General features: G+C 70.6%; 21 protein-coding genes. 6 read left to right on the top strand and 15 right to left on the bottom strand.

All coding sequences use genetic code 11. The features are described from left to right. Positions 1-249: 249 nt before the first annotated feature. From AB0K35_RS23765 to AB0K35_RS23755, 3 genes are read left to right on the top strand one after another with little or no spacing between them, the layout of a single operon-like run. Positions 250-1,212: a hypothetical protein gene (locus tag AB0K35_RS23765; protein WP_363887628.1), complete on the top strand. Its 963-nt coding sequence runs from the start codon at positions 250-252 to the stop codon at positions 1,210-1,212. Continuing rightward, a complete protein-coding gene (locus tag AB0K35_RS23760; protein WP_363887625.1) occupies positions 1,205-1,984 on the top strand; it encodes a sulfotransferase in 780 nt (259 codons plus the stop codon). The genes AB0K35_RS23765 and AB0K35_RS23760 overlap by 8 nt, the downstream gene beginning before the upstream one ends. Then, positions 1,981-3,462 (top strand): hypothetical protein, encoded by a 1,482-nt coding sequence (locus AB0K35_RS23755; protein ID WP_363887622.1) that lies wholly within the window; start codon positions 1,981-1,983, stop codon positions 3,460-3,462. The genes AB0K35_RS23760 and AB0K35_RS23755 overlap by 4 nt, the downstream gene beginning before the upstream one ends. A 158-nt stretch (positions 3,463-3,620) precedes the next feature. Here the strand turns inward: AB0K35_RS23755 and AB0K35_RS23750 are convergent, their stop codons facing one another. The 11 genes from AB0K35_RS23750 to AB0K35_RS23700 form a co-directional block, all read right to left on the bottom strand. Further along, on the bottom strand, positions 3,621-4,475 hold the full coding sequence (locus AB0K35_RS23750) for a sulfotransferase (RefSeq protein ID WP_363887619.1): 855 nt from the start codon (positions 4,473-4,475) through the stop codon (positions 3,621-3,623). Beyond that, a complete protein-coding gene (locus AB0K35_RS23745) occupies positions 4,472-6,052 on the bottom strand; it encodes an oligosaccharide flippase family protein (RefSeq protein WP_363887616.1) in 1,581 nt (526 codons plus the stop codon). Before AB0K35_RS23745 ends, AB0K35_RS23750 begins: the two co-directional genes overlap by 4 nt. Before the next feature lie 31 nt (positions 6,053-6,083). Then, on the bottom strand, positions 6,084-7,097 hold the full coding sequence (locus AB0K35_RS23740; protein ID WP_238668505.1) for a Wzz/FepE/Etk N-terminal domain-containing protein: 1,014 nt from the start codon (positions 7,095-7,097) through the stop codon (positions 6,084-6,086). Positions 7,098-7,122: 25 nt separating this feature from the next. Next, positions 7,123-8,547: an O-antigen ligase family protein gene (locus AB0K35_RS23735; protein ID WP_363887614.1), complete on the bottom strand. Its 1,425-nt coding sequence runs from the start codon at positions 8,545-8,547 to the stop codon at positions 7,123-7,125. A gap of 205 nt (positions 8,548-8,752) precedes the next feature. Continuing rightward, positions 8,753-10,066 (bottom strand): glycosyltransferase family 4 protein, encoded by a 1,314-nt coding sequence (locus AB0K35_RS23730; RefSeq protein WP_238668507.1) that lies wholly within the window; start codon positions 10,064-10,066, stop codon positions 8,753-8,755. A 243-nt stretch (positions 10,067-10,309) separates the two neighbouring features. Then, positions 10,310-11,188 (bottom strand): sulfite exporter TauE/SafE family protein, encoded by an 879-nt coding sequence (locus AB0K35_RS23725; protein WP_363887612.1) that lies wholly within the window; start codon positions 11,186-11,188, stop codon positions 10,310-10,312. Beyond that, on the bottom strand, positions 11,185-11,781 hold the full coding sequence (locus tag AB0K35_RS23720) for a rhodanese-like domain-containing protein (protein ID WP_238668509.1): 597 nt from the start codon (positions 11,779-11,781) through the stop codon (positions 11,185-11,187). The genes AB0K35_RS23725 and AB0K35_RS23720 overlap by 4 nt, the downstream gene beginning before the upstream one ends. 92 nt (positions 11,782-11,873) lie before the next feature. Then, positions 11,874-13,274, bottom strand: coding sequence for an MBL fold metallo-hydrolase (locus AB0K35_RS23715; protein WP_363887609.1), 1,401 nt, complete (start codon positions 13,272-13,274; stop codon positions 11,874-11,876). Between the two features lie 345 nt (positions 13,275-13,619). Beyond that, positions 13,620-13,889: a metal-sensitive transcriptional regulator gene (locus tag AB0K35_RS23710; RefSeq protein WP_091309408.1), complete on the bottom strand. Its 270-nt coding sequence runs from the start codon at positions 13,887-13,889 to the stop codon at positions 13,620-13,622. A 182-nt stretch (positions 13,890-14,071) separates the two neighbouring features. Beyond that, on the bottom strand, positions 14,072-16,348 hold the full coding sequence (gene katG / locus AB0K35_RS23705; RefSeq protein WP_363887606.1) for a catalase/peroxidase HPI: 2,277 nt from the start codon (positions 16,346-16,348) through the stop codon (positions 14,072-14,074). Further along, positions 16,345-16,800 (bottom strand): Fur family transcriptional regulator, encoded by a 456-nt coding sequence (locus AB0K35_RS23700; RefSeq protein ID WP_308193459.1) that lies wholly within the window; start codon positions 16,798-16,800, stop codon positions 16,345-16,347. The genes katG and AB0K35_RS23700 overlap by 4 nt, the downstream gene beginning before the upstream one ends. Positions 16,801-16,998: 198 nt before the next feature. Here AB0K35_RS23700 and AB0K35_RS23695 point away from each other — a divergent pair, with 198 nt between their 5' ends. The 3 genes from AB0K35_RS23695 (at position 16,999) to AB0K35_RS23685 (ending at position 20,016) form a co-directional block, all read left to right on the top strand. Next, the gene (locus tag AB0K35_RS23695) at positions 16,999-17,406 is read left to right on the top strand and encodes a YciI family protein (protein ID WP_238668512.1); all 408 of its coding nucleotides are present in this window, start codon (positions 16,999-17,001) and stop codon (positions 17,404-17,406) included. An 8-nt stretch (positions 17,407-17,414) separates the two neighbouring features. Then, complete coding sequence (locus AB0K35_RS23690; RefSeq protein WP_238668661.1) at positions 17,415-18,560, top strand: DUF6596 domain-containing protein; 1,146 nt, start codon at positions 17,415-17,417, stop codon at positions 18,558-18,560. Positions 18,561-18,990: 430 nt separating this feature from the next. Beyond that, positions 18,991-20,016 (top strand): glycoside hydrolase family 11 protein, encoded by a 1,026-nt coding sequence (locus AB0K35_RS23685; RefSeq protein ID WP_238668513.1) that lies wholly within the window; start codon positions 18,991-18,993, stop codon positions 20,014-20,016. Positions 20,017-20,270: 254 nt separating this feature from the next. Here the strand turns inward: AB0K35_RS23685 and AB0K35_RS23680 are convergent, their stop codons facing one another. The 4 genes from AB0K35_RS23680 to AB0K35_RS23665 form a co-directional block, all read right to left on the bottom strand. Further along, positions 20,271-21,785 carry a protein kinase gene (locus AB0K35_RS23680; protein ID WP_363887601.1) on the bottom strand — a complete coding sequence of 505 codons (1,515 nt, stop codon included), beginning with the start codon at positions 21,783-21,785 and terminating at the stop codon, positions 20,271-20,273. Positions 21,786-21,844: 59 nt separating this feature from the next. Then, positions 21,845-22,738 carry an SGNH/GDSL hydrolase family protein gene (locus AB0K35_RS23675; RefSeq protein ID WP_357362398.1) on the bottom strand — a complete coding sequence of 298 codons (894 nt, stop codon included), beginning with the start codon at positions 22,736-22,738 and terminating at the stop codon, positions 21,845-21,847. Positions 22,739-22,942: 204 nt separating this feature from the next. Beyond that, entirely contained in the window at positions 22,943-23,557 is a 615-nt protein-coding gene (locus AB0K35_RS23670) for a dihydrofolate reductase family protein (protein WP_238668516.1), read from the bottom strand. A 386-nt stretch (positions 23,558-23,943) separates the two neighbouring features. Continuing rightward, on the bottom strand, positions 23,944-25,350 hold the full coding sequence (locus tag AB0K35_RS23665) for a non-reducing end alpha-L-arabinofuranosidase family hydrolase (protein WP_363887598.1): 1,407 nt from the start codon (positions 25,348-25,350) through the stop codon (positions 23,944-23,946). Positions 25,351-25,451 lie beyond the last annotated feature (101 nt).

Here is a 25,451-nt window from a genome sequence, read left to right as displayed (position 1 = left end):
CTGCTCACGTCGATCGGGCGAACCGGGCCCGGAGGTGATGACCGGGGTCTGCCCGCCCCGGCCAGGGCCCACGGTATGCAGGGCAGGTCGGCGAGTCCAGCTCACGTTTGGCATGTGGCTGAACGGGTGATCTTCGTCTGCCCGTGCGGTCCGCGGCCTGGCCTCCCGCCATGATCTCCCGATAGCCTGGCTGCCGCCGGTCACACCCGCTCTGGTGCAGGGCCGCAACGGTGTCCGACGAGGAGGACCGTGACAGCCGACGACGAGGTCTCCGCGCTCGCGTACACCGCGCGGCGGGTCCGGCGGCATCTTCGCTGGGCGCGTACCGAGGGGATCGGACGGCTGATCGAGGAGGACCGCCTCAACCCGATCGACCGGATCAGCACCGCAGTGGCGAAGCGACGCTGGCGCCGGCGGGCCGGCCGGACGCCCGGCTCGGCGATGCCTGTCTACCTTGTCGGTCTGCAACGCTCCGGCACGAACATGCTGGTCCGGGGCCTGGACGCCGCCGGAGAGGTCGAGGTCCGCAACGAGAACGACGCCACCGTCTTCCATCGCTTCCAACTGCGCCCCGACCCGGTGCTGACCGCCGCAATCCAGCGCAGCCGGCACGCGTACGTCCTGGTCAAGCCGCTCTGCGAGAGCCACCGCGTGGACGAGCTGCTGGCCCTGCCGGGGCTGAAGCCCGGGCGCGCGCTCTGGGTCTACCGCGACGTCGACGACCGGGCCCGCTCCGAGGTCGCCAAGTTCGGTGACGCCAACCTGCGGGCCCTGCGCGCGATCGCCGACGGAAGCATCGGCCGCCGGTGGCAGGGGCAGCGCCTCGACGCCGACACCATCGAGCTGATCCGGGCCCACGACCCGCAGCGGTTGGATCCGCACAGCGGCGCGGCGCTGTTCTGGTACGTCCGCAACTCGCTGTTCTTCCAACTCGGCCTGGACCGGCGGGCCGACGTGCTGCTCTGCCGCTACGACGGCCTGGTCGCGGAGCCCGCCGCGCAGCTCCGACGGCTCTGCGCCTTCCTCGACTTTCCCTACCATCCCCGGCTGCACGCGCACATCGCCCCACGTGCGTCGCACGACGCGGCGGGCCACCGACGGCTACCGATCGACAGGGGCGTCCGGGCCCGCTGCGACGAGCTGACCGACCGGCTCGACCGCGCCGCGGCCGACGTCCGCTCCGAGACGACGAAGGCGGTCGACAGTGGCTGAGACCGGAACCCGTACCGCGCCGATCTTCCTGGTCGGCTGCCAGCGGTCGGGCACCACGATGGTGCGCCTCGTCCTGGACTCGCACTCGCGGATCAGCTGCGGCCCGGAGACCCGGTTCCTGCCGGACCTGCGACGGATCGTCGGCCGGGACTGGGAACGACTGGCCCGCTTCGGTTTTCCGCGCGAGGACTGGCTGCGCCGCATCCGGGACTTCTTCGGCGGTGTGCACGCCGACTACGCCGCCGCGCGGGGCAAGACCCGGTGGGCCGACAAGACCCCGCTGTACGCCATGTCCCTCGACTTCGTCACCGAGGTCTTCCCGGACGCCCAGATCGTGCACCTCATCCGGGACGGACGCGACGTGGTGGTCTCGCACCGCAAACGGTTCGGCTACTGGTCCGCTGTGAAGTGCGTCGTGAAGTGGCCGCGCTACATCCGCGCCGCGCGGGCCGTCGGCGCCACACTGCCGGCGGACCGCTACTACGAGCTGCGCTACGAGCAGGCGGTCAGCGAGCCGGAGAAGACGATGCGCGCGCTGTTCGAGTTCCTCGGCGAGCCGTGGGAGGACGGCATCCTCGACTACGACAGCAAGCAGCACGACGTGGCCCGGAAGTACACCACCGAGGCGGAGCGACGACGCGCGGCGGTGGGCGACACCGCGCCGATCTACGGCTCCCGGGTGGGCAGCTACCGCCGCGAACTCGACCCGTTCCTCCGCCTGCTGGTCTGGATCTTCTCTGGTCCGACCCTGCGCGCGCTGGGCTACCGGTGACCCGCCCCGGCCGGCTGCGCGCGGTCGCCACCGCCGTCGCCGCCACGCTCCTGCTCACCGCCGGCTGCACCGCCGACGGCGACGATCCACCGCCGACGGCCACCCCCTCCGCGACGGCGACACCCGCAGCCGGCACGCCGGGGCGCACCGCCGACCAGGTGAGCAACCCGTTCGGCGCGCACTGGGACTGGTCGCGGTACCAGCAGTTCGAGCCGTACCTGCGCCGGCTCGCCGGTTCGGCGACGTACGAGGAGATCTCCTGGTGCGAGATCGAACGGACCTCGGGGCAGGTCGACTGGTCCGGGCTGGACGACATCGCCGCACGCAGCAGAGAGCTGGGCATCACACTGCACCTGAAGATCCGTACCGGCGTGTGCTGGGCGACCGGTGGCACCGCCCGCTACACCCGGGGCGCGGCGAAGAAGACCGAGTCGGCGATGCCCACCGACCTCGGCGCGTACCAGCGGTTCGTCCGCTCGGTGGTGCAGCGCTACGGCCCGTACGGGGTGCGGGAGTACGCCATCGAGAACGAGGTCAACGCGCCGAGTTACTGGGCCGGCAGCCCCGAGGAGTACGCGCGGCTGGTCCGGGCCGCCGCCGAGACGATCCGCGCGACCGACCCGAAGGCGCTGGTGGTCGACTCCGGCATCAGCAGCGTCGCGTACGGCATGGGTGTCGCCGACCGGCTGGTGCGCGCCGGTCGGGTGCCGGAGGCCATCGCCGCCTACCAGGCGTACTTCCAACGTCGGGTCGGCACCCGGGGGCAGCAGATCCCGGCGGTGACCGGGGAGGCGCAGTTGCGCCGGGCGCTCGGCACCGAGACCAACAGCCGCAGCCTTCGCTTCCTGGCGGTGACCGAGTCGCTGCTGACCGACCGCACCGTCGACGTCCGTCAGGTGCACTTCTACGAGCACTTCAGCGGGGTGGCCCCGCTGCTGGACTACCTGCGCGCCACCACACCGCCGGGTACGGCGATCCAGGCGTGGGAGGTCGGGCAGTTCTGGCGCGACGGCGACGGCGACCCGGCCAGCCGCGCGGCGGAGATGGTCAAGACGGTCACCCTGCTGGTCGCCGGCGGGATCGGCGAGATCAGTTGGCTGCCGTTGGCGTACAACCCGAACAACGCCGCCGGCAGCGAGGTCCGCTACGGCCTGCTCGACCCGGACGGCACCGAACGCGAGGCCGGCCGGATGCTGGCCGCCCTGGTCGACGCGGCCCGGGACGCCACGGTCACCCCGCTGCCCGCCCCGGTGGCCGGCAGACTGCACGGGGTCGCGTTCGTCCGTGGTGGACAGAGCACGCTGGTGCTCTGGTCGGCGTCGAAGACGCCGGTGACAGTGCCGGCGACACCGGGCGGACGGACCGGGGCGGTGGGCTCCCCGCTGGGCGCGGCCGGTGGCGGCACCACAGTGACCGACGTCCCCGTCCTGCTCCGCGCCGACCAGCCGGTGGACCGGATCCTCGCCACCGTCCGCTAACCCGAACGGCAGGTGTCGACCTCACCCCGCCGATCTTGCACTTTCTGTTGCCGTCTCACGGCTTCTGCGACTTCTGTCGCGGCAGAAAGTGCAAGATCGAGGGGGTGCAGGCGGCGGGTGGACCCGGCCTGGACCGGGCGGCACGTCCGAAGCGCGCGCTAGGCGGCGGGCCAGGGGTCGGGCCAGTCGAGCAGGGTGGCCAGGCGGGCGTTGTGCGGTGCGAAGTGGCCGCTCAGGCGCTCCCGCAGCTCCGGTGTGAGCTGGGAGGGGCCGTGGTCGACGCGTCGGGTGTGCCTGGTGAACGCCTCAGGGGTGAAGGCCGGCAGGCCGAGGAAGCGCAGCACGTCGCCGTACGTGCCGGCCGGGTCGGTGTGCAGGTCCTCAGTCCGGGCGACGTGGATCCGCTCCCGCGGGACCTGCGCGAACCACCTGTCCAACTGCTCGGCGTAGCGGCCCCGGGCCGCGTACGAGTAATTACGCAACGCCCGGTGCGCGGCGGCGCTGTCCGGACCACCACGCGTCGCCCGGGCCAGCCGCTCCTCCTCCGCGTCGAGCGCGGCGGCGAAGGACAGCGGCTCGACGCCGTACGAGCGGGTGTGCAGGTAGTGCGAGTAGGCCCGCTGCACCGGGTCGCGCAGCAGGACGACGAAGCGGGCCTGCGGCACTGTCGCCGCGACCCGGGCCGGCACGCTCGGATGGAACAGGTAGTAGGGGCTCGCTTCGAACGTGCGCTCACCCGGGGCGAGACGAGGAAAGTGCCCCCGGTACCACCGCGTGCCCCGGGCGTGGTGGACGCTGAAGTACTGCAACTCCTTGCCGCTGGCCACCCGGACCTGCGGATGGGCGGCGAGGTGGTGATACAACGACGTGGTGCCGCAGCGCTGCCCACCGATCACCAGGAAGTCGGGCAACGGGCCGGGCTCCCCCGGCTTCGCCGCGCGCCCCCAGGCCCGCGCCGCCCGTACCCCCCGACGCAGCCGGTCGGTGACCTGACGCCGCACGACGCCGCTCACGAGCGGACCACGGGGCTGCCGGTGCCCACACCGGCGCCGTCGGCGGGCTCGGCCGAAACGCGTCGACCACCTCGGCGGGTCACCGAGCGCAACACCATGACGTCCTCCCGACTGAGCCCGAGGGCGAGCACCACGGCGAGGTACACCGCCACTACCGCGACCAGACCGACAACGAGCTGCGCGGTCCCGCCCCCGACCAACCACCGCACACCGAACCCGACACCCATCGCGACCAGCGCGGCGACCAGGCCCTTGACCATGCCCGCCGTCACCGGCACCGTGTGCACCTGCGCGCGCACCTGCCAGACCCGGGCGACGTTCACCGCTGCCAGCGACACCGCCCAGGCCACCGCCGCGCCGAGAATGCCGTACGCCGGGATGAGCCAGAGATTGAGCAGGACGTTGAGCAGCAGGGCCGCGAGGTTGTCGACCATGTTGACCGAGACCCGGCCGGACATGTTCAGCAGCGTCCCGCACGGCCCGGTGGCGGCGTTCACGAGTTGGCCGAGCGCCAGCACCACTGTCACCGCCGCACCGCCGGCCAGACCCGGGCCGCCGACCAGACGCAGCAACTGCTCCGGAAAGACCAGCAACGCCACGAAGGCCGGCAGCGACAGCCGGAGCACCCAACCGGTGGCGACCCGGTAGATCCGGCGGACCTCGTCCAGTCGACCCTGGTGGTAGAGATGCGCCAGGTGCGGACCGAACGAGGCGTTGACCGGTGCGAGCACGAACACCGCGATGGTGACCAGCCGGGTCGCCACGTGGTAGACACCGATCGCGTCAGGACCGTAGTCGAAGAAACCGAGCAGCAACGCGTCCACCCAGATCAGCCCGGTGGACGACAGCGAGGAGACCCAACTGACGGTGGAGAACCGGAACAGCTCGCCCGGCCGGTACGCGGGCCGGGCGGCGGGCACCCGGCGCACCATCCGGGCGAGCGCCACGAGGGCGAGCCCTGCCGCGCTCCAGCTCGCCGCCACCAGCGCCCAGAACGCGCCGGTCAGGCCCGCACCGAGGGCGAGCGCCAGCGCGGTGAGCACCAGCCGGGCGGCCGGCTCGTAGACCTGGCCGATGAGGGCGTAGGCCCGTTGCGTGCGCCAACCCCGGGTGGCCGCGAGCGCGGCCTCGCAGATAGTGGCGGCGGGCAGGCAGAGCGCCGCCAACCGCAGCCCGGTGGTGAGTTGTGGGTCGTGCAGGGCGTCGGCGAGCCACGGCGCGCCGATCGCCAGACCGAGGGCGATCACTGTGGACGCCACTGCCGAGATGCCGATCCCGAGCCGGATCGCGCCCCGGAGGGCGGCCGGCTCGTCGTCGGCGAGGTGCACCGCAACGAACCGGGTCAACCCCGCCCGGAAACCGGAGAGCGAGAGCAGCCCCAGCAGCGACAGCACGGCGTAGACCTGGGCGTACCGGCCCAGTTCGCGTACACCCAGGACCCGGGCCAGCAACAGCATGACCAGGAAGAGCGCCACCTGGCTGAGCACGGCGCTGCCCAGGTTCAGCACACCGCCGCGGGCCATGCCGCGTACCTGCTGGTCGCCGGCCTCCGGCGCGGCCGGCGACCGGCCGGTCACCGCACGCACCCGGCGGCCCGTTCTCCGATGGTCACGGCCGTGCCGCGGTCACGGTCTCCGCCGACGCCGAGGGGGCCGAGGTGCTCGCCGCCGGGGCCACCGGCCGGGCAGCGGCACGACCCCGCGAGAGCAGTTCGAGTACGCCCACCAGCAGCACCCCGAGCAGCAGACCCGCGCCGCCCACCGGCAGGACGGTGCGCACCAGCTCCGTCATCCGGCTCACCTCGTGCGTCTCGCCGATGCTTGTCACCTGCTTCGGATCGGCGGCCTGGGCCTGCGCCCGCGCCGCCTGCAACCCTTCCCGCGCCTGGGACAGGGCGTTGGTGGCCGCGTCCCGCTGGGCGAGCAGGGCCTGGTAGTCGGGGAGCTTCGGCCCCAGCTCGTCGAGCTTCTTCTGGGCGGCGGTGATCGCGGCGGTCGCCGCGTCGACACCTCGGCCGTTGCCGACCGCCTGCATGGAGAGCTGCTGCTGGCGCAGGCTGGTCAGTTCGCCCAGCGTGGCCTGGTAGATCCGGTCCGGCTGGGAGACCTTGTTCGCCTTCTCCCACTCACCGATCGCCTTGGTCGCCGCGGTGACGTCGGCGTTGGCCGCCTCGACCTCGCCGGTGGCGATGCCGACCTGGGAGGAGAAGAGGAAGGCCAGCGCCCGGGTGGTGGTCGCGGTCAGCACCGGCGCGACAGTCGCCCGGTCGCCTGCGGTGTACGTCACCTCCAACTGGCTGCTCGCGCCGACCTGGGTGATGGCGAGCCCGTCGCGCAACCGCTCCGGCGGCACCCCGGTGTCAGCGCCCACGTCGGCGAGGACGCGGGGCGAGGTGACCGCCGCGCCGAACGCCGCGACGAACTGGTTCGCCGCCTGCGTACCGGTGTACTGCGTCCCGGCCGCGCCGCCCACCAGGGCCGGTGCCGCCACGTACGCGGTCCCGCTGAACTGCTGTGGCGCCAACAGGACGATGGCTGCCGCGGCGCCAGCGGCGAGCACCGGCACCCCCACGAGTACCCAGAGGCGCCGCCGGGCGACCCGCAGGTAGTCGACGATCTCCACCTTTTTCCCCAATGCTGTCGTTCAGTCAAACCGGGACGGACGTGCCTCGTGGCTGCTCGCCGCTCAGGTTCGGAGCCGGTTGGCGGGCGATCACGCTGGCCGCCGCGGCAAACGCGACGAAGTACCAGAGGGTGACCACGTTGGAAATGACGTTGGAGGCGGCGCTGACCGCCACGAACGCGGCGGCGCAGCCGGTGAACCCGACCGCGACGCCACGCTCGAAGCTGCCTGGAGGCGCGCGCCGCAGCGCGGTCCGGGCGGTGTGCAGAAAGGCGAACAGCATCAGCAGGTACGCCCCGAGACCGAGCAGCCCGGTCTCCACGTACGCCCGCAGGAAGTCGTTGTGCGGCTTCTTCGCCTCGTCGGTCTCCCGCTGGGTCATGTTCGGCCCGATGCCGGTCACCGGGTTCCGGTCGGCGAGCGTGACGATCTCGGTCCAGTAACCGATCCGCCAGGCCAGGGTGTTTCCGGTCGGGTCTCCGCCGACCTCGCGGGACGTGCCGAGTTGGGCGAAGCGTTCGCCGACGGCGGGCACCAGTGCCACCCCGGCGACCGCCACCACGCAGAGGGTGACCAGCATCCGCTTGCTGCGATGCAGCGCCGCGACCACCACCAGGCCGATCGCCGCACCGAGCAGGGCGCTGCGGGTGTTGGTCAGCAGCAGGAACAGCAGCGAGAGCGCGAGCAGCACCCCGAGGGACGCCCGCAGGCGACGATCCAGGAATCGGTACACAGCGAACCCGAAGATGACCATGAACATCAGGTAGCGACCGAACGTGGTCGACTGGCTGAACGTGCCGCTGATCCGGGTGAAGTCGCCCTTCACCTCGGCGGGCGGGTTGCCGAGCAGCGACAGCACGACGGTGTAGCCGAGCGCCAGCACCAGCGAGGCGTAGCAGGCGAGCAGGACCCGACGGATCGCCGCAGTGTCCGGCATGAGCTGTTCCAGCACCACGAACATCACCACCACGGTGAGGATCCGCAGCGCCTCCAACAGGCTGTTCGCCGGCCGGCTGGCGCCGAGGGCGCTGACCACGCTGCTGGCGCCGACGAGCAGCATGGCCCAGCTGAGCGGGGAGCCGCGTAGCCGCCCGCGCCGGCTGAGCTGTGCGGCCAGCCAGAGCCCGGCGGCGAGGAGGAACAGCACTGCGAGCAGTGTGGAGGGGTCCGCCGCCCGGGCCGTTCCGGCGGAGTCCGCCTGGCCTGCGCTCGGGCCGGTCAGCTTGAACAGGTCGACGCAGGAGCGCACCGCAAGCATCAGCAGCACGTACCCGGCGAACCGGGTCAACGCGAGGACTGCCACCGCGATCCCCGCGACCGCCGCGAGCGGCAGCACCATGCCCCGGCGGTCACCGGCGGCCATGGAGACACCAGCGACCACCGCCACGACCGCGGCGGCCAGCGCCGCTCCGCCGGTGAGCAGGCGGGTCGGGTCGAGCCGCCTGGTCATGAGCGGAGTGTCCTGCTGCGTGTGTTGTTCCACTGATCCCACTGAACTGAATCGGCGCTGCCCGGCCGCTGCCGGGCGCGGCCAACCGATGTCCTCCCGGCACAAGATCGGTTCAATCTAGTCCTGTCACCCCGACGGCAGAAGGGGCCGTTGCACCGACTGGCACGTCATCCGCCGGGCTGACCCGGTGGATGACCCCCTTCGGTCAGCCGGTGGCCGTGACTCGTGTCCTCGTCCGTCGCCCGGGCTGCGGAACCAGGCCGAGATACAACCGCTCCAACTCGCGCGCGGCGGTGTCCCAGCTGTACGTCCCGGTCACCCGGTCGCCCAGTGCCGCCGCGCCAGCCCGTTCACCGGCCAGATCGGCGAGCAGCGTCCGCAACGCCCGCACCAGATCGTCCTCGTCGCCGTCGCGGAACAACCGCCTCCCGGCGGCGTCGGACTCCAACACCTCGACGTGGGGGGCGATGTCGCTGGCGACCACGGGCAGTCCGTACGCCGCCGCCTCCAGCAACGTCAGCGGCAGCCCTTCCAACCGGGACGGCTGCACGAACCCGGCGGCGCTGGCGTACAGCTCGGTGAGCAGATCGCCGTAGGCGAATCCGGTGAAGACGATCCGGTCGTCCCCGTCGGCCTCGCGGCGCAGCCTGTCCACGTAGTCGTCGGTGAACGACGACCCGCCGACGATCGCCAGTCGCATCCGGGTGTCGGTACGGCGGAAGGCACGGATCAGCAGGTCGGCCGCCTTCTCCGGTACCAGCCGACCAACCAGCAGCAGGTAGCCGCCGGGGGCCAGCCCGAACCGCTCCTGGATCTGGCGGGTCCGTACCGGTCGGGCCGGGTTCACCCCGTTCGGGATATAGGTGGTGGGCCGACCGAACCGGTTCTCGTAGTGGGCGACGAGCCCACGGGAGACCGCGACCCGTTGATGGGGGACGTACCCGCTGAGCCAGTGGGCGGTCCCCAGCACCGTCCGTGCGGCCAACCCCCACTTGGCCCGCTGGTTGTCCAGGCCATGCACGGTGAGCACCACCCGTGCCCGGGAGAGCCAACGCGGCATCGGGGAGACCAGGCTCGGCCCGAGTCCGTGGTAGTGCACGATGTCGGGCCGCTCCGTCATCGCCGCCACCGTCGAGGCCGCCGCGTGGACGATGGCGTCGAGGTGCTTGCTGGCGATCGTGTGAACCTGGCGCAGCCGTACGCCCCGGTGGCCGTCGGCCGGCGTCTCACCGTAGCTTCTGCGGCAGTAGACAGTGACCTCGTGCCCGTAGCTGGCCAGCCGGCTCGCCATCTCCTCCACGTGCCGTTCGATCCCGCCGTAGGTCGCCGGTATGCCCTTCTGACCGATCATCGCGATCCGCAGCGGACGCCAGTTCGCGTCCGCTCCGGTGGTGTCACGTCCGGCAGCCCGCGTATCGAGCGGCTGCCGCGCCGAGACACCCTCGTCCCGCTGCCGGGGAATCGCGGGATGTCCAGTGCGCTGGTCCACATTGTCGGTCTGCAGGTCGGGGTGGGCCACGATGACTCCCTGCGTGACTAGGTGCGCGCCCGCGCCCGGGCAGATCAACACCTTGCCATGAACGGGCCCGTCCGCCAGCCGATCATCCAGATAAAAAAATCATCGGTGGGAATCGTGACTCGTGAAATGCCATCTGGATGACATCTACGCGGACGGCGGTAGAGCCAGGTCGACCAGCGAATGAACGCCCTGGACAGCCGCAACGGCTCCCGCCCCGCCGTGCACACCCAGGCTGGCCGATGGTCAGTGGCGGGACGATGATCCGGTCGGTTCGGGCACTCTCCTGGAGTGCCGGACGGTCAGCGTCACGGTGATCGCGGCGACGACGCCGACACCGGCCCAGAGCAGCGGTCTGGTCCGCAGGTCGTCGGGCAGTTGCTGGCCGAGGACGAAGACGCCCATCACCACGACGAACCAGCCGAACGCCTTGCGCAGGATGTCCGCCGGGATCCGATCGGTGAGCCGTCCGCCGACGAAGCTGCCCGCGATGGCGGCGATGCTGACCGCTGCCGCGAGGCCCCAGTTGATGTCCACACTGGCCAGATAGCCCGCCAGGCCGGCGAACGACTTCATGGCGATGACCACCAGCGAGGTGCCGACCGCGACCGACATCGGCAGGCCACCGAGTAGCGCCAGGGCGGGTACCACCAGGAAGCCGCCGCCCGCGCCGACCAGGCCGGTCACCAGTCCGACCACCACACCGTCGAGGATCACCCGCGGTACCGGCAGTTCGTGCGGCACCACAGTGCCGTCGGCCTGGCGTCGGCCACGGATCATCGCGACCGCGGTGGCCAGCATCATCACCGCGAACCCGGTGAGCAGGATTCCGGCGGGGATGAGCCCGGCCAGGCGACCACCGGCGTAGGCGCCGGTCATGCCGGCGAGACCGAAGATCAGGCCGGTGCGCCAGCGCACCCGGTGGGCGCGGGCGTGCGGAATGACGCCCACCAGGCTGGTGGCACCGACGACGAGCAGCGACGTCGCGATGGCCTCCTTCGTGGGCAGGTCGGCGACGTAGACCAGCAGCGGTACGGCCAGGATCGACCCGCCCCCGCCCAACAGCCCGAGGCTGACCCCGATCAGCACGGCCAGCCCGATGGTCAGCGCCAGGGTGGCGGTCATGCCCGCTTCACGGCGCTCCCGCGCAGCTGGCCGACGACGGTGTCGAGGTCGGTGGCACCCCGGTTGTAGGGCAGCTTGCTGAGCATCATCCCCATGGCGCAGGTGTTGGTGACAGCGGCGAAGGTGAGACCGGCGCCGATGAACCCGGCCACCCACTTGAGCTGCGGCACGAACACCGAGGCGAGAACGCTGACCAGCACGATCGAGCCGGCCACCAGGCGAACCTGACGTTCGAGGTCCCAGCGGGGCACGCCCCGCGTGATCGGCGCGTTGGCCGCCTGCCAGGACATGATGCCGCCGTCCAGCACCGTCAGGTTCGGCAGGCCGGCCTCAGCCAGTGCCTGCCGGGCCTGGACTGCGCGGGCACCGGAGCGACACACCAGAACGACGTCCTCGTCCAGCTGGTCACGCACCTCCTGGCGGTGCTCCTTGAGCAGGTCGAGCGGCACGTTGTAGGAGCCGGGGATGTGCGACGTCTCGAACTCCGTCGGGGTACGCACGTCCAGCACGCGGGGCGCACGACCGGATTCGATCAGCTCGCGAAGGCCGGTGGCGTCGAGCGTGGCGGCGCGCGCGGTCTCGGAAGTACTCATTTCTCCTCTTTCCTGGATGAGGTGCCAGCTGTCATGGCAGGGGGATGCTGGCCGGCGGCGGTGGCGCCGGCCGGTGGTGCGGACCGTTCAGGTCAGGCGGCGGTGACCAGTTCGAGGCCGGCGACCTGGGCCTGACCGAACGCGTCGTCGACCACGACCACCTCGCGGCCGGCGTTCGCCAGGAGAGAGGCGGCGGCGGTGGCCCGGTAGCCGGAACCGCAGTGCACCCAGACGGCGCCGGTCGGTACGTCGGCCAGCCGCCGGGGCAGGTCGGGCAGCGGGATGTGCACGGCGCCGTCGATGTGGCTGGTCCGCCACTCGTTGGTCATCCGCACGTCGAGGATCACGTCCGCGCCGGGCAGACCGTCTGGGACGTGGCCCTTCCGAGCCGCCGCGAGGGCCACGAAGTCCGCCATCCGCAACTCCCGCAGCTGACCGGGCTCAGTGGCCCACTGCCCGGCGTCGCCGGTGGCCTGCGCGGCGGGGCGATCGATGCCGATGCGGACCAGTTCACGTTGGGCGTCGGCGACCTGCTGCGGTGTCTCGGCGAGCAGGGTGATCGGCACCCCCCACTCGATCAGCCAACCGAGCCAGGTGGCCATCGGACCGTCCAGACCGAGACTGACCGTGCCGGTCAGGTGCGAGGCGGCGTACGCCTTGCGGTGCCGCAGGTCCACCACCCACTCCCCATCGGTCATCCGCTCGCGTAGTTCGGCGGCGTCGGCGCGGGTCACCGGCGTGAGGTCGATCGGGGCCGGGCCGCCGACGTTCACCACCCCCATGTGGGCGTAGTACGCCGGGTAGGCGTCGAGGCCGGCGAGGGTCTCGGTGACGAAGTCGTCCGCGGCCAGCCGCAGGACGGGGTTCTTCTCCTTCTCCCGGCCGATGGTCGACTCCGGAGCGTCGGACTGGCTGGCCGAGCAGAAGCTGCCGAACCCGTGCGTCGGCCACACCTGCGCACCGTCGGGTAGCAGATCCGCCAACCGTTTCGCCGAAGCGTGCTGGTGCTGGGCCAACTCGTGGGCGTGGTGCTGGCCCAGCAGGTCGGTACGGCCCGTCGTGCCGAACAGCAGCGACCCGCCGGTGAAGACGCCGGTTGCCTCCCAGCCGACGTCGGTGGCCACGTCCAGGACGTACGACAGGTGGTGGAAGGTGTGACCTGGCGTGGCGATCACCCGCAGGCGAAGGGAGTCGGAGACGGTCACCTGGTCGCCGTCGGAGACCGACGTCCGCTCGAAGCCGACCTCGTCGGCTGCGGCCACCAGGTAGTGCGCGCCGGTGATCCGGGCGAGTTCCAGCCCGCCGGAAACGTAGTCGTTGTGCAGGTGCGTCTCCAGGACGTGGGTGATCCGGACGCCTTTCTCCCCCGCGAGGTACATGATCCGGTCGATGTCGCGCTGGGGGTCGACCACGATCGCGACCTGCCCGTCCGACGCCACGTAGCTGCGATCACCGAGGGAGGACGTCGCGACGACGGAAACCTCAACTGGCATGTCCTGCGCTCCTTCGAAATACCCCGGGGGGTATATAGACGACACACTGCTGTTCGGTTCTTCACCCACACGATTACCCGCTCACGCCATCGCCAGTCGGCGGAGGGCGTCGCCGACCAGCTACCGCTCTGCCCGCGCGAGGCGCAGGCCCGCCGCACCCGGTCGCCGCTTCATCGACTCCGTGTCGCGGAAATGCGGGTATCCGTCAAGCCGCGACCCCCCCGATACCGAGCCTGGAGTCGGATCGCCGCCGACGCGGCGGCCCTTCGGGGACGATGCCCCGCCCGGCCGTGCCCCGACGCGACGGTCCGGGCCCCCTCTCGGGCGGCAGGGCCCGGCCGCGCCTCAGGCGAGAGCCAGGAAGAGCTTCTCGAGCTCCTCCTCGGTCATCTCCGGCTCCTCGCCACGGTCACGCGCGGCCCCACAGTGCCGCATCCCGGACGCAATGATCTTGTAACCCGCGCGGTCGATCGCCTTCGACACCGCCGCGAGCTGGGTCAGCGCCTCGCGGCAATCCTGACCGCTTTCCATCATCTCGATAACCGCGTTGAGCTGCCCACGCGCCCGCTTGAGCCGGGTCAGCGCATCCGAGGTCATCTCCGGTCGAAGCTTCATCGGCACCTCCTGGAGGCAACCATACCCCCGGGGGTAACCGACTCGCCAGCACAGCGTCTCGGAGCCTGGGGAACCCACCACCGGCACTGACGCACGGACAAAGAGGTCAGATCGGATGGCACGGTACCGAAAGAGCCCCGGTCGATCCTGACGGATCGGCCGGGGCTCGTCGGTGGTACCTGTCAGGCGATGTCGAACCGGTCGAGCTCCATGACCTTGGTCCAGGCCGTCACGAAGTCGGCCACGAACTTGTCGCGGGCGTCCTGGCTGGCGTAGACCTCGGCGAGGGCGCGCAGCTGCGAGTTGGACCCGAAGATGAGGTCGACCGCGGTGGCGGTCCACTTCACCTCATCGGTGGCCAGGTCGCGGATCTCGTACACGTGCTCGTCGGACTTCGACGCGCTCCACCGGGTGCCCGGGGAGAGCAGGTTGGCGAAGAAGTCGTTGGTGAGCACGCCCGGCCGGTCGGTGAGCACACCGTGCCGGCTGCCGCCGACGTTGGCGCCGAGGGAGCGCAGGCCGCCGATGAGGACGGTCATCTCGGGCGCGGTCAGGTTGAGCATGTAGGCACGGTCGATGAGCAGCACCTCCGGCTGGGTCTTCTCGCCGGCGCGCAGGTAGTTGCGGAAACCGTCGGCGCGCGGCTCGAGGACCCGGAAGGAGTCGGTGTCGGTCTGCTCCTGGGTCGCGTCGGTGCGGCCCGGCCGGAACGGCACCGTCACCTCGACGCCGGCGTCCCGCGCCGCCTTCTCGACGGCTGCCGAACCGGCCAGCACGATCAGGTCGGCGAGCGAGATCTTCGCCCCGCCAGCGGCGTTGAACTCCTGCTGGATGCCCTCAAGGGCGGTGAGGACGGTGGCCAGCTGCTCGGGCTGGTTGACCTCCCAGCTGCGCTGCGGCTCGAGGCGAATGCGCGCCCCGTTGGCGCCGCCGCGCTTGTCGGTGTACCGGAAGCTCGCGGCAGAGGCCCACGCGGTGGAGACCAGCTGGTCGGTCGTGAGACCGGCCTGGAGGACCTTCGCCTTGAGGGCGGCGATGTCGGCGTCGCCCACCAGCTCGTGGTCGACGGCCGGCACCGGGTCCTGCCACAGCTGCGGCTCGGCCACCCACGGCCCGAGGAAGCGCTCGATCGGGCCCATGTCGCGGTGCAGCAGCTTGTACCACGCCTTGGCGAAGGCCAGCGCGAACTGGTCGGGGTTCTCCAGGAAGCGGCGGGAGATCTTCTCGTACGCCGGGTCGACGCGCAGCGACAGATCGGTCGTGAGCATCGTCGGTCGGTGCTTCTTCGCCGGGTCGAAGGGATCCGGGATGATCGCCTCGGCGTCCTTGGCGACCCACTGCTTCGCGCCGCCGGGGCTGGTGGTGAGCTCCCACTCGTAGCCGAAGAGGATCTCGAAGAAGCGGTTGCTCCACTGCGTCGGCACGTCGGTCCACGTCACCTCGAGACCACTGGTGATCGTGTCGCCGCCCTTGCCGCTGCCGTGGGTACTCAGCCAGCCCAGGCCCTGCGCCTCCAGCGGGGCACCCTCGGGCTCCGGGCCCACGTGGTTGTCGGCGACGCCGGCACCGTGGGTCTTACCGAAGGTGTGACCACCGGCGATGAGGGCGACGGTCTCCTCGTCGTTCATCGCCATCCGGCCGAAGGTCTCGCGGATGAAGTGCGCCGCTGCGGCCGGGTCCGCGTTACCGCGCGGGCCCTCCGGGTTGACGTAGATGAGCCCCATCTCGGTCGAGCCGACGCCGGCCGCCATCTCCTTCTCGGAGGCGTAGCGCTCGTCGCCCAGCCAGGTGTCCTCCGGACCCCAGAAGATCTCCTCGGGCTCCCAGACGTCCTCGCGACCGAAGCCGAAGCCGAAGGTCTTGAAGCCCATCGACTCCAGGGAGACGTTACCGGCCAGCACGATCAGGTCGGCCCAGGAGATCTTCTGGCCGTACTTCTGCTTGACCGGCCAGAGCAGCCGGCGGGCCTTGTCCAGGTTGGCGTTGTCCGGCCAGCTGTTGAGCGGGGCGAACCGCTGCCCACCGTCGCCGGCGCCGCCGCGGCCGTCCTCGATCCGGTACGTGCCGGCGGCGTGCCAGCTCATCCGGATCATCAGGCCGCCGTAGTGGCCGAAGTCGGCCGGCCACCAGTCCTGCGAGGTGGTGAGCACCTCGACGATGTCGCGCTTGAGGGCCTCGACGTCGAGCTTCGCGAACTCCTTGGCGTAGCTGAAGTTCTCGCCCAGCGGGTTGCCCTTTGACGAGTGGGCGTGCAGCACCGACAGGTCGAGCTGGTTGGGCCACCAGTCCCGGTTGGTGCGAGGACGACCACCGGTCTTCGGGGTCGGCGAGTCGATCGCCGGGTTCTCACTCTCACTGCCGTGCGCGGTCACCGAGTCGTGCGCGACCGGGCAGCCGGCCGCCGCCTTCTGGTCCACGCCCTGCGCACTGACGGGGCCGTTGTCCTGGGTGTCGCTCATGTACTTCCTTCCGAGCTTGCGGATCTCTGGGGCGTGCGTTCGGTCGCGCAGTCGGGGCAGGTGCCCCAGTAGACGACCTCCGCCTCGTCGACCGTGAAACCGTGGTCGCCCGAGGCGGTGAGACAGGGAGCGTGACCGACGACGCAGTCGACGTCGGCGATGGCGCCGCAGGAGCGGCACACGACATGGTGGTGGTTGTCAGCGATTCGGGACTCGTAGCGGGCGGTCGCCCCGGCCGGCTGGATGCGCCGCACCAGGCCGGCGTCGGTGAGCACGCGCAGCACGTCGTACACCGCCTGGTGGGAGACCGTGGGCTGCTCCGCGCGGACCAGCGCGATCACCGCGTCGGTGCCGACGTGCGGGTGGTCGCGCAGCGCCGCGAGCACCGCCAGCCGGGGCCGGGTCACGCGCAACGAGACGGCCCGCAGCTGCGCCTCGAAGTCGGACATCACGGGTACGAACACTAGCTCACTATTTTGGAACGAATCAAGTTTTGCGCCGCCCGAGGTACCCCAACGGCGGACGATTCACCCGAGGTTAACCTGCGGGAGGAAAAAAATCGGACAGCCATGTCGAGAAATGCCGACCGGCTTCGTCCCCGGAGTGAACGTGACCACGATGGGTCGCAGCCAACACCGAGGAGCATCACGATGGCCAAGTACCTGCTGCTCAAGCACTACCGGGGCGGCCCGGCCGGGGTGAACGACGTACCCATGGACCAGTGGACGCCGGCGGAGATCTCAGCCCACATGCAGTACATGCGCGACTTCGCGGCCCGACTCGAGGGCACCGGCGAGTTCGTCGACGCTCAGGCGCTCGCCCCGGAGGGAGCGTGGGTCCGGTACGACGGCGAGGGCCGGCCCCCGGTCACCGACGGCCCCTTCGCGGAGACCAAGGATCTCATCGCCGGCTGGATGGTGATCGACGTCGACAGCTACGACCGGGCCGTTGAGTTGGCCGGGGAGCTGTCGGCCGCTCCCGGGGCGGGCGGGAAGCCGATCCACGAGTGGCTGGAGTTGCGCCCGTTCCTGAGCGAGCCCCCCACCATCACGGAGTGACGGCTCCGATGGACGAGACGCTGCTGCGCAGTCTCACGCCGAGCGTCCTCGGGATCCTCGTCCGCCGCGGAATCGACTTCGCGGCGGCCGAGGACGCCGTGCAGGACGCCCTGGTCGAGGCGGTCCGGGTCTGGCCGGCCGACCCGCCGCGCGACCCGAAGGGCTGGCTGACCGCTGTGGCGTGGCGACGCTTCCTCGACGCGGCCCGGGCCGACACCGCTCGCCGTCGGCGCGAGGATCTCGTCGACGAGGAGCCGGCGCCAGGGCCCGCTCCCGCTGTGGACGACACGCTCCAGCTCTACTTCCTGTGCGCCCACCCGTCGCTGACGCCGTCGTCGGCGGTCGCGCTCACGCTGCGCGCCGTCGGCGGGCTGACCACCCGGCAGATCGCCCACGCCTACCTGGTGCCCGAGGCGACCATGGCGCAGCGCATCAGCAGGGCCAAGCGCACCGTCTCCGGGCTGCGGTTCGACCGACCCGGTGACGTCGCCACAGTGCTGCGCGTCCTTTACCTGGTCTTCAACGAGGGCTACTCCGGCGACGTGGACCTCGCCGCCGAGGCCATCCGGCTCACCCGGCAGCTCGCGGCCGCGATCGACCACCCCGAGGTGGCGGGGCTGCTCGCCCTCATGCTGCTGCACCACGCCCGGCGCGCCGCCCGGACCGCCCCCGGCGGCAGCCTGGTGCCGCTCGCCGAGCAGGACCGCGGCCGCTGGGACACCCGGTCGATCGCCGAGGGCGTCGAGATCCTGCAGGCGGCCCTGGCCCGCGACCAGCTGGGTGAGTTCCAGGCCCAGGCGGCCATCGCGGCGCTGCACGCGGACGCGCCGACCGCCGCGGAAACCGACTGGGTGCAGATCGTGGAGTGGTACGACGAACTGGCGCGCCTGACCGCGAACCCTGTCGTCCGACTCAACCGCGCGGTGGCGGTCGGTGAGGCCGACGGCCCCAGGGCCGGCCTGACGGCGCTCGCGGCGGTGGACGACGCACTGCCCCGGTACACGGCGGTGGCGGCGTACCTGCACGAGCGCGACGGTGATCTGGCAACGGCGGCGCGGTTGTACGCCGAGGCCGCCCAGCAGGCCCTCAACCTCGCTGAACGCGACCATCTGACCCGACAGGCCGCCCGGCTCAACGCCCTGCGTCGTCGCTGACCGCTCGGGCAACTGGAGCGGCTGCCCCTGCCACCGGCCACGGCCGGGACACCTGGTCCGGAAAGTCTCCGGAACTTTCGGCGGCCCCACCCCGACCGTTGTTCGGCTGTTGCGACGCCGCGGTGACCGTCCCGGACTCTGATCGACTACTGACCTGGATGGATGCCGCTCCGGTGACGGCAGCGGTGTTGCCAGCCTGTTTCCGAAAATTGTTGACAAGTCGACGGCTGGGTTAATACGGTCGCCATCGACGGCGCTCGATTGTCGTCAGCACCAGCCACCACGACCCACTTCTCCGATCGTCGTGCAGGACGACCGGCCCACCACCACCGAGCGGTACGACGCCGTGGCCGTCCCCCGACCACCGGCAGCCTGCCGAGGCGTACCGCGCCGCTGGCCCCCGCCAGCCGTCAGAGGAGGCAACAGTTCCATGACCGACACCAGCCACACCAAACCGAGAGGCCGCGGCCGTATGCGGCTGCTCCTGGGCGCCGCCTGCGCCGCCGTCGTGGCCGTCGCCGGCACGATGACGGCCACCAACGCGTACGCCGAGGCCGACCGGACCCTCACGTCGAACCTCACCGGCACGCACAACGGGTACTACTTCTCGTTCTGGAAGGACAGCGGCAACGCCAGCATGACGTTGCGCGCCGACGGCCGATACACCAGCAGTTGGGACAGGAGCACCAACAACTGGGTCGGCGGCAAGGGTTGGGCCACCGGTAACCGCCGGACGGTCACCTACTCGGGCAGCTACAACCCGGGTAACAACAACACCTACCTCGCCCTGTACGGATGGACGCGCAACCCGCTCATCGAGTACTACGTGGTGGAGAACTTCGGCAGCTACAACCCGAGCAGCGGCGCCCAGCGGATGGGTACTGTCACCACTGACGGCGGCACCTACGACATCCTCCGCAGCCAGCGGGTCAACGCCCCGTCGATCGACGGCAACCAGACGTTCTACCAGTTCTGGAGCGTCCGCCAGCAGAAGCGGTCGAGTGGCACCATCACCACCGCCAATCACTTCGACGCCTGGGCCCGGGCGGGCCTGAACCTCGGCACCAACCACAGCTATCAGGTGATGGCCACCGAGGGTTACCAGAGCAGCGGAAGCTCCGACATCACCGTCCGGGAGGGCAGCGGCGGCGGCAACCCGACCAACCCGCCCACCACCGGCAATCCGGGGACCGGAAACTGCAACGCGACGATCTCCGCCGGCCAGCAGTGGGGTGACCGGTTCAACCTCAATGTCGCGGTCAGCGGCACCAACAACTGGGTCGTCAGCCTCGGCCTCGGTGGCGGTCAGAGCATTCAGAACAGCTGGAACGCCGCCGTCAACGGCAACAGCGGCACCGTCACCGCGACGCCGAACGGCAACGGGAACAACTTCGGCATAACGATCATGGCCAACGGCAACTGGAACTGGCCGACGATCAGCTGCCGCACCAGTTGACCCTGATCAGTACCTGACATCGAAGCACTGGCGTGGCGGCCTCGGTCGCCACGCCAGTGCTGCGTTGCGCAGGCCACTCCCCCGTCCGCCTCGGTTCCCATGACGGCCTCGGGCCGACCCCGCGCGACGTGCCCCTTGCGCTGCACCCGCCGAGGCACCGCCGACGTACAACTCAACGGCGTTTCCGCGGGTGCAGAGCAAAGGGCGGATCTTGCGCCACGAGTTGCGAGACCACGGGGCGTTGCCGCCGTGCGCTACACCTGCGGCACCGCCGTCTCTCCTCCGGCAGTCGATTCCTCCGCCGGAGGTTGCGCGGATGGGTCCGCCGCCGGGTTCTCCGTCGGCCCCGAGGTCGACGGCGCTGTCGTTCCGCCCGTCGGGGCTGCCGTCGGGGCTTTCGTCGGCTCCGCAGGAGCGCTCTCGGACGCGGTGGGACCGGGCGCATCGGTAGTGCCTCCACCAGACGGCGTCGACGGATCCACCGTCTCCTCGTCCCGGGTGGGCGTCGGGGTCGGGGAGCCGGGCGCCCGGACCGGCAGGCCCGCAGAACTGCGGGTGGCTGGTTCACCGCCACCCACGCCGGGGCCTGGTTCCCGCTCGGTCGGCACCGTTGGCGACACCGCGGGAGGCGTCGACGGTCGCCCGGTCGGGCCGGGCATGATCCCGATGGGATCGGCGAGCACCAGGACGGCAGCCGCGGCGGCCATTGATCCGAGAAGCACCGCGAGCGCTCTGGGCCCAGGAGTGACGGCCCGGCCCACCGTGCCGCCGAGGGCCGACCGCCGGGCAGAGGTGACCTCGGTCCGCACCCCGATCTCGGTCGCCCCGGTGGCGGTGGACGGCAGGTGGTCGGACGGGTCCGCGAGTGTCTGCGCCGCCGTGGCCGTGTCCGCTGCCGTGGCCAGGTCCGCTGCCGTCGGGAAGCGGTTGGCGGGCTCCTTGGCCATCGCTGTGGCGACCACCCGCCGGACCTCCGCCGGAACGTCCTCCGGCAGCGGCGACGGTTCCTCCTCGAGGTGCCGCAGCGCCACCGCGACGGCATTCTCGCCCTGGTGCGGTGGCCGGCCGGCGAGGCAGTGGTAGACGACAGCCCCCAGCGCGTAGATGTCGATCGCTGGTGTTGTCTCGTTCTTCGCGACCTGCTCGGGTGCCATGTACAGGGCAGTGCCGACGATCTGGTTCGTTCCGGTCAGGCTCGTCGCTTCCTGCGTCACCGCAACACCGAAATCGACGAGTACGACGTGTCCGTCCGGCTCGATGATCAGATTGCTGGGTTTGACGTCACGGTGGACGACACCGGCGTCATGCGCGGCCTGCAACGCTCTGGCGGACTGCACGGCGATCGACATCGTCTCGGCCACGTCCAGCCGGCCGAGCTCGGCGATCCGCTCCGACAGGGGCTGCCCCTGCACGCACTCCATCACGATGTAGGCGAGGACCAGCGCTCCGGATTGGGACACCTCACCGTAGTCGTAGACCTGGGCGACACCTGGGTGACGCAGGGCCGCCATCGCCCGCGCCTCGCGCCGGAACCGCTCACCGAAGCCGCCGTCGGTAACCAACCGTGGGTGCAGCATCTTGACCGCCACGCAGCGGTCGAGTGTCTCGTCGACCGCCCGCCACACGTCACCCATTCCGCCGCTGGCGATGCTTTCGACCAGGCGGTAACGGTCTCCGACGACTTGCCCCACATTCGGCATAGCTTTCGGTACCCGGTACTCCTCGATCTCAAGCACGTCGAGGCTGGGCACCGCGTCGCGTCGGCGCACCGCAGGCCGAGCCCGCCCCGCCGCTGCCGGCGGGGCGGGCTCGGCCGTCTACGGCATGGTCAGCCGTTCAGCCTGGCAATCAGGGCGGTGGCCATGCCCTGCTCACCTCGGGCGTTGGGGTGGAACGGCGCTGCCGAATTCTGCGGCACCAGACCCTCGACCCACCGGGTGCCGCTGCCCTTGCACGAGTCGCGGCCGATCGACGGGGTGTAGACATCGGCGTAGGTGGCGCCGTTGGCGCTCGCGACGCTGGCAAGCATCGCGTTGAGCGACTTCTCGACACCACGCAGGTACGGCACGTCCTGGTAGGCGATCGGAACGACCGGCCAGCAGCCGTAACCGCTGTCCGGCAGGATCGCCGGATAGCCGAGCACCACGACCCGCGCGCCCGGTGCGGCCTGCCGGACCGCCTGGAGCACGGCGGTGATCTTCGGCGTGGCGGCGACGATCCGCGCCTGCAACTGGTCGACACCTCCGGCGGTGTACCGGTTCTTGCACGGAGAGCCGAGCGGGCTGCTGACGCTCGCCTGCGCGCAGTCGCCGATGATGCCGGAGAAGCCGATGTCGTTGCCGCCGATCTGCACCGTCACCAGCGACGTGTTCGACGTGACCGCGTTGAGCTGCGGCGGCAACGTGATGCCCAGTTGGCCGCTACCGCCGTAGAGGATGTCGTCAGTGGTGGCGCCGGAGCAGCTCACGTCGGCGAACGACGACGAGCCGGCGGACGCCGCCACCAGCGACGGGTAGTTGCGGTTGGACCGCAGGCAGTTGAGGTCGACCTGGGTGGGAATCAGCGGGCCGGCTGTGTACGAGTCGCCCAGCGCGACGTAACGGCCGGTGGGCACGGCGGCGCTGGCGGGGGTGGCGACGGTGAGCAGCACGCCGGCGGTGGCGAGGGCGAGTGCTGCCAACCGGGTGGCTGCCCGCAGGCGGGGCAGGCGGGGACGGGTCATGGCGCCTCCCAGGAGGGATCAGGGGTGGTGGTGCCCGAGATCCTGTCGCCGTCGACGCCCACCGTCAATATCGATGAACCTCACTAAATGATGGTCCGAAGTGTGGGATGCATCTGTGGTGGTCAATCAGATGGCGCGGGTGAGGTTGCCGCGCACCTCACCCCACTCGCGCTGCTCCTCCCGCCGAACCGCCCACGCCGCGCACTAGCCTCCGGCCTGCACCTGCTCCTTGATCTCGTCGTAGCCGACCGGAGTCGGTGCCGTGCCCGGCGCGTAGATCACGCGCAGGACGCCGGTCGGGAACGCCTCCGTTGCCACCAGTCGCAGGTGGTACGCCGCGTCTCCCTCGTCGAACAGCTTGCGGCCCTTGCGCGCGGCCACCGGATGCACCAACAGACGCAGCTCGTCGACCAGGCCGGCGGCGAGCAGTTGCTGCACGACGGAGATCGACCCGGGGATGAGGATTCCCCGGACGCCGGCATCGGCCTTGAGCGCGGTGACGGCGTCGAGGAGGTCCCCGTCGATCAGCTCGCAGTTGCGCCAGGAGAACTCCAGCGGCTGGCGCGAGACGACGACCTTGCGCATGTCGCCGAGTTGCTTGGCGAACGGCGCGTCGTCGCCACCCGCGGCCTCCCGACCGGGCCAGGCCCCGGCGAAGCTGTCGTACGTCTCGCGGCCGATGAGCAGCACATCGGCGGCGTCATAGTCCTCGGTGACGGCGCGGCCCATGTTCTCGTCGAAGTACGGGAAGTGCCAGTCAGGGTCGATCTCGGCCACACCGTCGGCCGAGATGAACAACGTGGAGATGACCTTTGCCATCGCGGGGGATCCCTTCGAGCCGGGTGATGTCGGTAGGTCGACCGGCGCATCGTCCCAAACTCGTCGTCCACGGGCCGCCCCGATGGCGCGTGTCGTATCCCGTCTTTGTCAGTCAGACGTCACGGGGGCGATCCGATGCCAGGTGTCGAGCAACTTTGGCTGCCCCAGCCCGTTCGCCCTCTCGACGTGCGGCAGACCGGCGTCGAGCCAGTCTCGCAGCACAGCGCTGCCGTTGCGTGATCGACTCGCGTTCAAGAAAGTCGCGGCGTCAGGACGATCGGGATACCGCGACTTCCATGAACCCGAGTGGATCAAGCGCGCCCGGCGTGGTGCGGGCGGGCTCGGCGTGACGCCGAGCCCGCCCCTTGCGGGTCAGTCGAGCATGATCAAAGCGGGCGCTGCAGGGTCAGCAGACCCGGCCGGTACGGCAACAGGCCGTAGTCGCCGCCGGAGCTGGGGGAACGACCCTGGTAGAGCAGTTGCAGGTTGCAGGGGTTGACGGTCATGGTCTGGTCGGCGTTGGTGCGCAGCAGCTCACCGTGGCTGATGTCGTTGGTCCAGGTGGCGCCGCTGTTGGCCTTGCCGGCGAACGGGTTGCTCTCGCTGGTGGCCTGCGGCGTCCATGAGCCGCCCAGGCTGGTGGCCGTGAACGAGCGGAAGTAGCGACCCTGCGAACCGATCGCCTCGACGATCATGAGATAACGGGTCTGGCCCTGGAGCTTGTAGACCTGAACGGCCTCGAAGAGGTTGTTGGTGGTGTCGCTCATGATGGTCGTGTAGTTGGAGCCGAAGCTGCCCGGGAAGTTGCCGATCGGCATGCTGGCCCGGTAGATCTTGCCGTTGTCACCGGCGAAGAACAGGTACATGTTCTGGTCGTCGCCGATGACCGCCTGGTCGATCGGGCCGGTGCCCGAGCCGGTGATGCTTCCGCTGAACAGCGTCTGCGCCGCCGACCAGCCGTTCGGGTTTGTCGGGTTGGTCGAGGTCCGGTAGGAGAACGCGGGCCCACCCCACTGGTAGGTCAGCACCCAGATGTTCTTCGGCGCGAAGTAGAACAGCGACGGTGCGACTGTCGCGTTGTTCATCGCGTTCTGGCTGGCCGAGCCCATCTGCGAGTAGTTCGTGAAGAGGCCGAAGTTCATCGAGCCCCACCGGGTGCCGGTGTCGTGGGTGGTGGCGTAGACGAGTTGCTGGCCGTTGTAGGGGGCGACGGTGAAGTCCTTGAGTGACACCCAGCCCGACTTCGGGGTGGCCAACACCCCGGTGGAGGACCACCGGTACGTCGAGGGAAGGTTGCACGTCTCGCTCGGCGGCGGGGTCGTCGGCGGCGGATCGGTCGGCGGCGGGTCAGTGGGCGGCGGGTCGGTCGGCGTCGTGCCACCGGTGCAGGTGACACCGTTCAGGGCGAAGCTGGTCGGTGCCGGGTTGCTGCCCGTCCAGGACCCGTTGAACCCGAAGGACACAGAGCCGTTGGCCGGGACCGCACCGTTGTAGCTCACGTTCTTCGCGGTCACCGCCGACCCGCTCTGCGTCAGCGACGTGTTCCAGGCCTGCGTCACCGTCTGCCCGGCGCCGTACGACCAGGTCAACGTCCAACTGCTCAACGGGTCACCCAGGTTCGTGATCGCCACGTTGGCGCCGAAGCCGCCCTGCCACTGTGACGACACGGCGTAGTTCACCGAACAACCCTCAGCCGCGGCGCCGGCCGGCAGCGCCGCGACAACTGTCGACGACACCAGTAAGCCGACGCCGGCCGCAACCAGAGCGACATTGGTGGCTCTGGATCTGGTCATATAGCACCCTCCTCGCGGGACGGCGGCCTATACATTGGTGGCGGTCGCTGTGCGGTGACCGATTGTGAGCGTTAACAGGCCGCGTCAGGTATGTTACGGGA

The sequence above is a fragment of the Micromonospora sp. NPDC053740 genome (assembly GCF_040677775.1).
GTDB lineage: Bacteria > Actinomycetota > Actinomycetes > Mycobacteriales > Micromonosporaceae > Micromonospora > Micromonospora alfalfae.
This window is presented reverse-complemented; position numbering and strand designations above follow the sequence as displayed.

Excerpts from the sequence above, each read along its gene's own strand:
- AB0K35_RS23735 (WP_363887614.1), bottom strand. The coding sequence starts at position 8,547 with ATGACCAGGCGGCTCGACCCGACCCGCCTGCTCACCGGCGGAGCGGCG.
- AB0K35_RS23725 (WP_363887612.1), bottom strand. The coding sequence starts at position 11,188 with ATGACCGCCACCCTGGCGCTGACCATCGGGCTGGCCGTGCTGATCGGG.
- AB0K35_RS23720 (WP_238668509.1), bottom strand. The coding sequence starts at position 11,781 with ATGAGTACTTCCGAGACCGCGCGCGCCGCCACGCTCGACGCCACCGGC.
- AB0K35_RS23715 (WP_363887609.1), bottom strand. The coding sequence starts at position 13,274 with ATGCCAGTTGAGGTTTCCGTCGTCGCGACGTCCTCCCTCGGTGATCGC.
- AB0K35_RS23710 (WP_091309408.1), bottom strand. The coding sequence starts at position 13,889 with ATGAAGCTTCGACCGGAGATGACCTCGGATGCGCTGACCCGGCTCAAG.
- katG (WP_363887606.1), bottom strand. The coding sequence starts at position 16,348 with ATGAGCGACACCCAGGACAACGGCCCCGTCAGTGCGCAGGGCGTGGAC.
- AB0K35_RS23695 (WP_238668512.1), top strand. The coding sequence starts at position 16,999 with ATGGCCAAGTACCTGCTGCTCAAGCACTACCGGGGCGGCCCGGCCGGG.
- AB0K35_RS23690 (WP_238668661.1), top strand. The coding sequence starts at position 17,415 with ATGGACGAGACGCTGCTGCGCAGTCTCACGCCGAGCGTCCTCGGGATC.
- AB0K35_RS23685 (WP_238668513.1), top strand. The coding sequence starts at position 18,991 with ATGACCGACACCAGCCACACCAAACCGAGAGGCCGCGGCCGTATGCGG.
- AB0K35_RS23675 (WP_357362398.1), bottom strand. The coding sequence starts at position 22,738 with ATGACCCGTCCCCGCCTGCCCCGCCTGCGGGCAGCCACCCGGTTGGCA.
- AB0K35_RS23670 (WP_238668516.1), bottom strand. The coding sequence starts at position 23,557 with ATGGCAAAGGTCATCTCCACGTTGTTCATCTCGGCCGACGGTGTGGCC.
- AB0K35_RS23665 (WP_363887598.1), bottom strand. The coding sequence starts at position 25,350 with ATGACCAGATCCAGAGCCACCAATGTCGCTCTGGTTGCGGCCGGCGTC.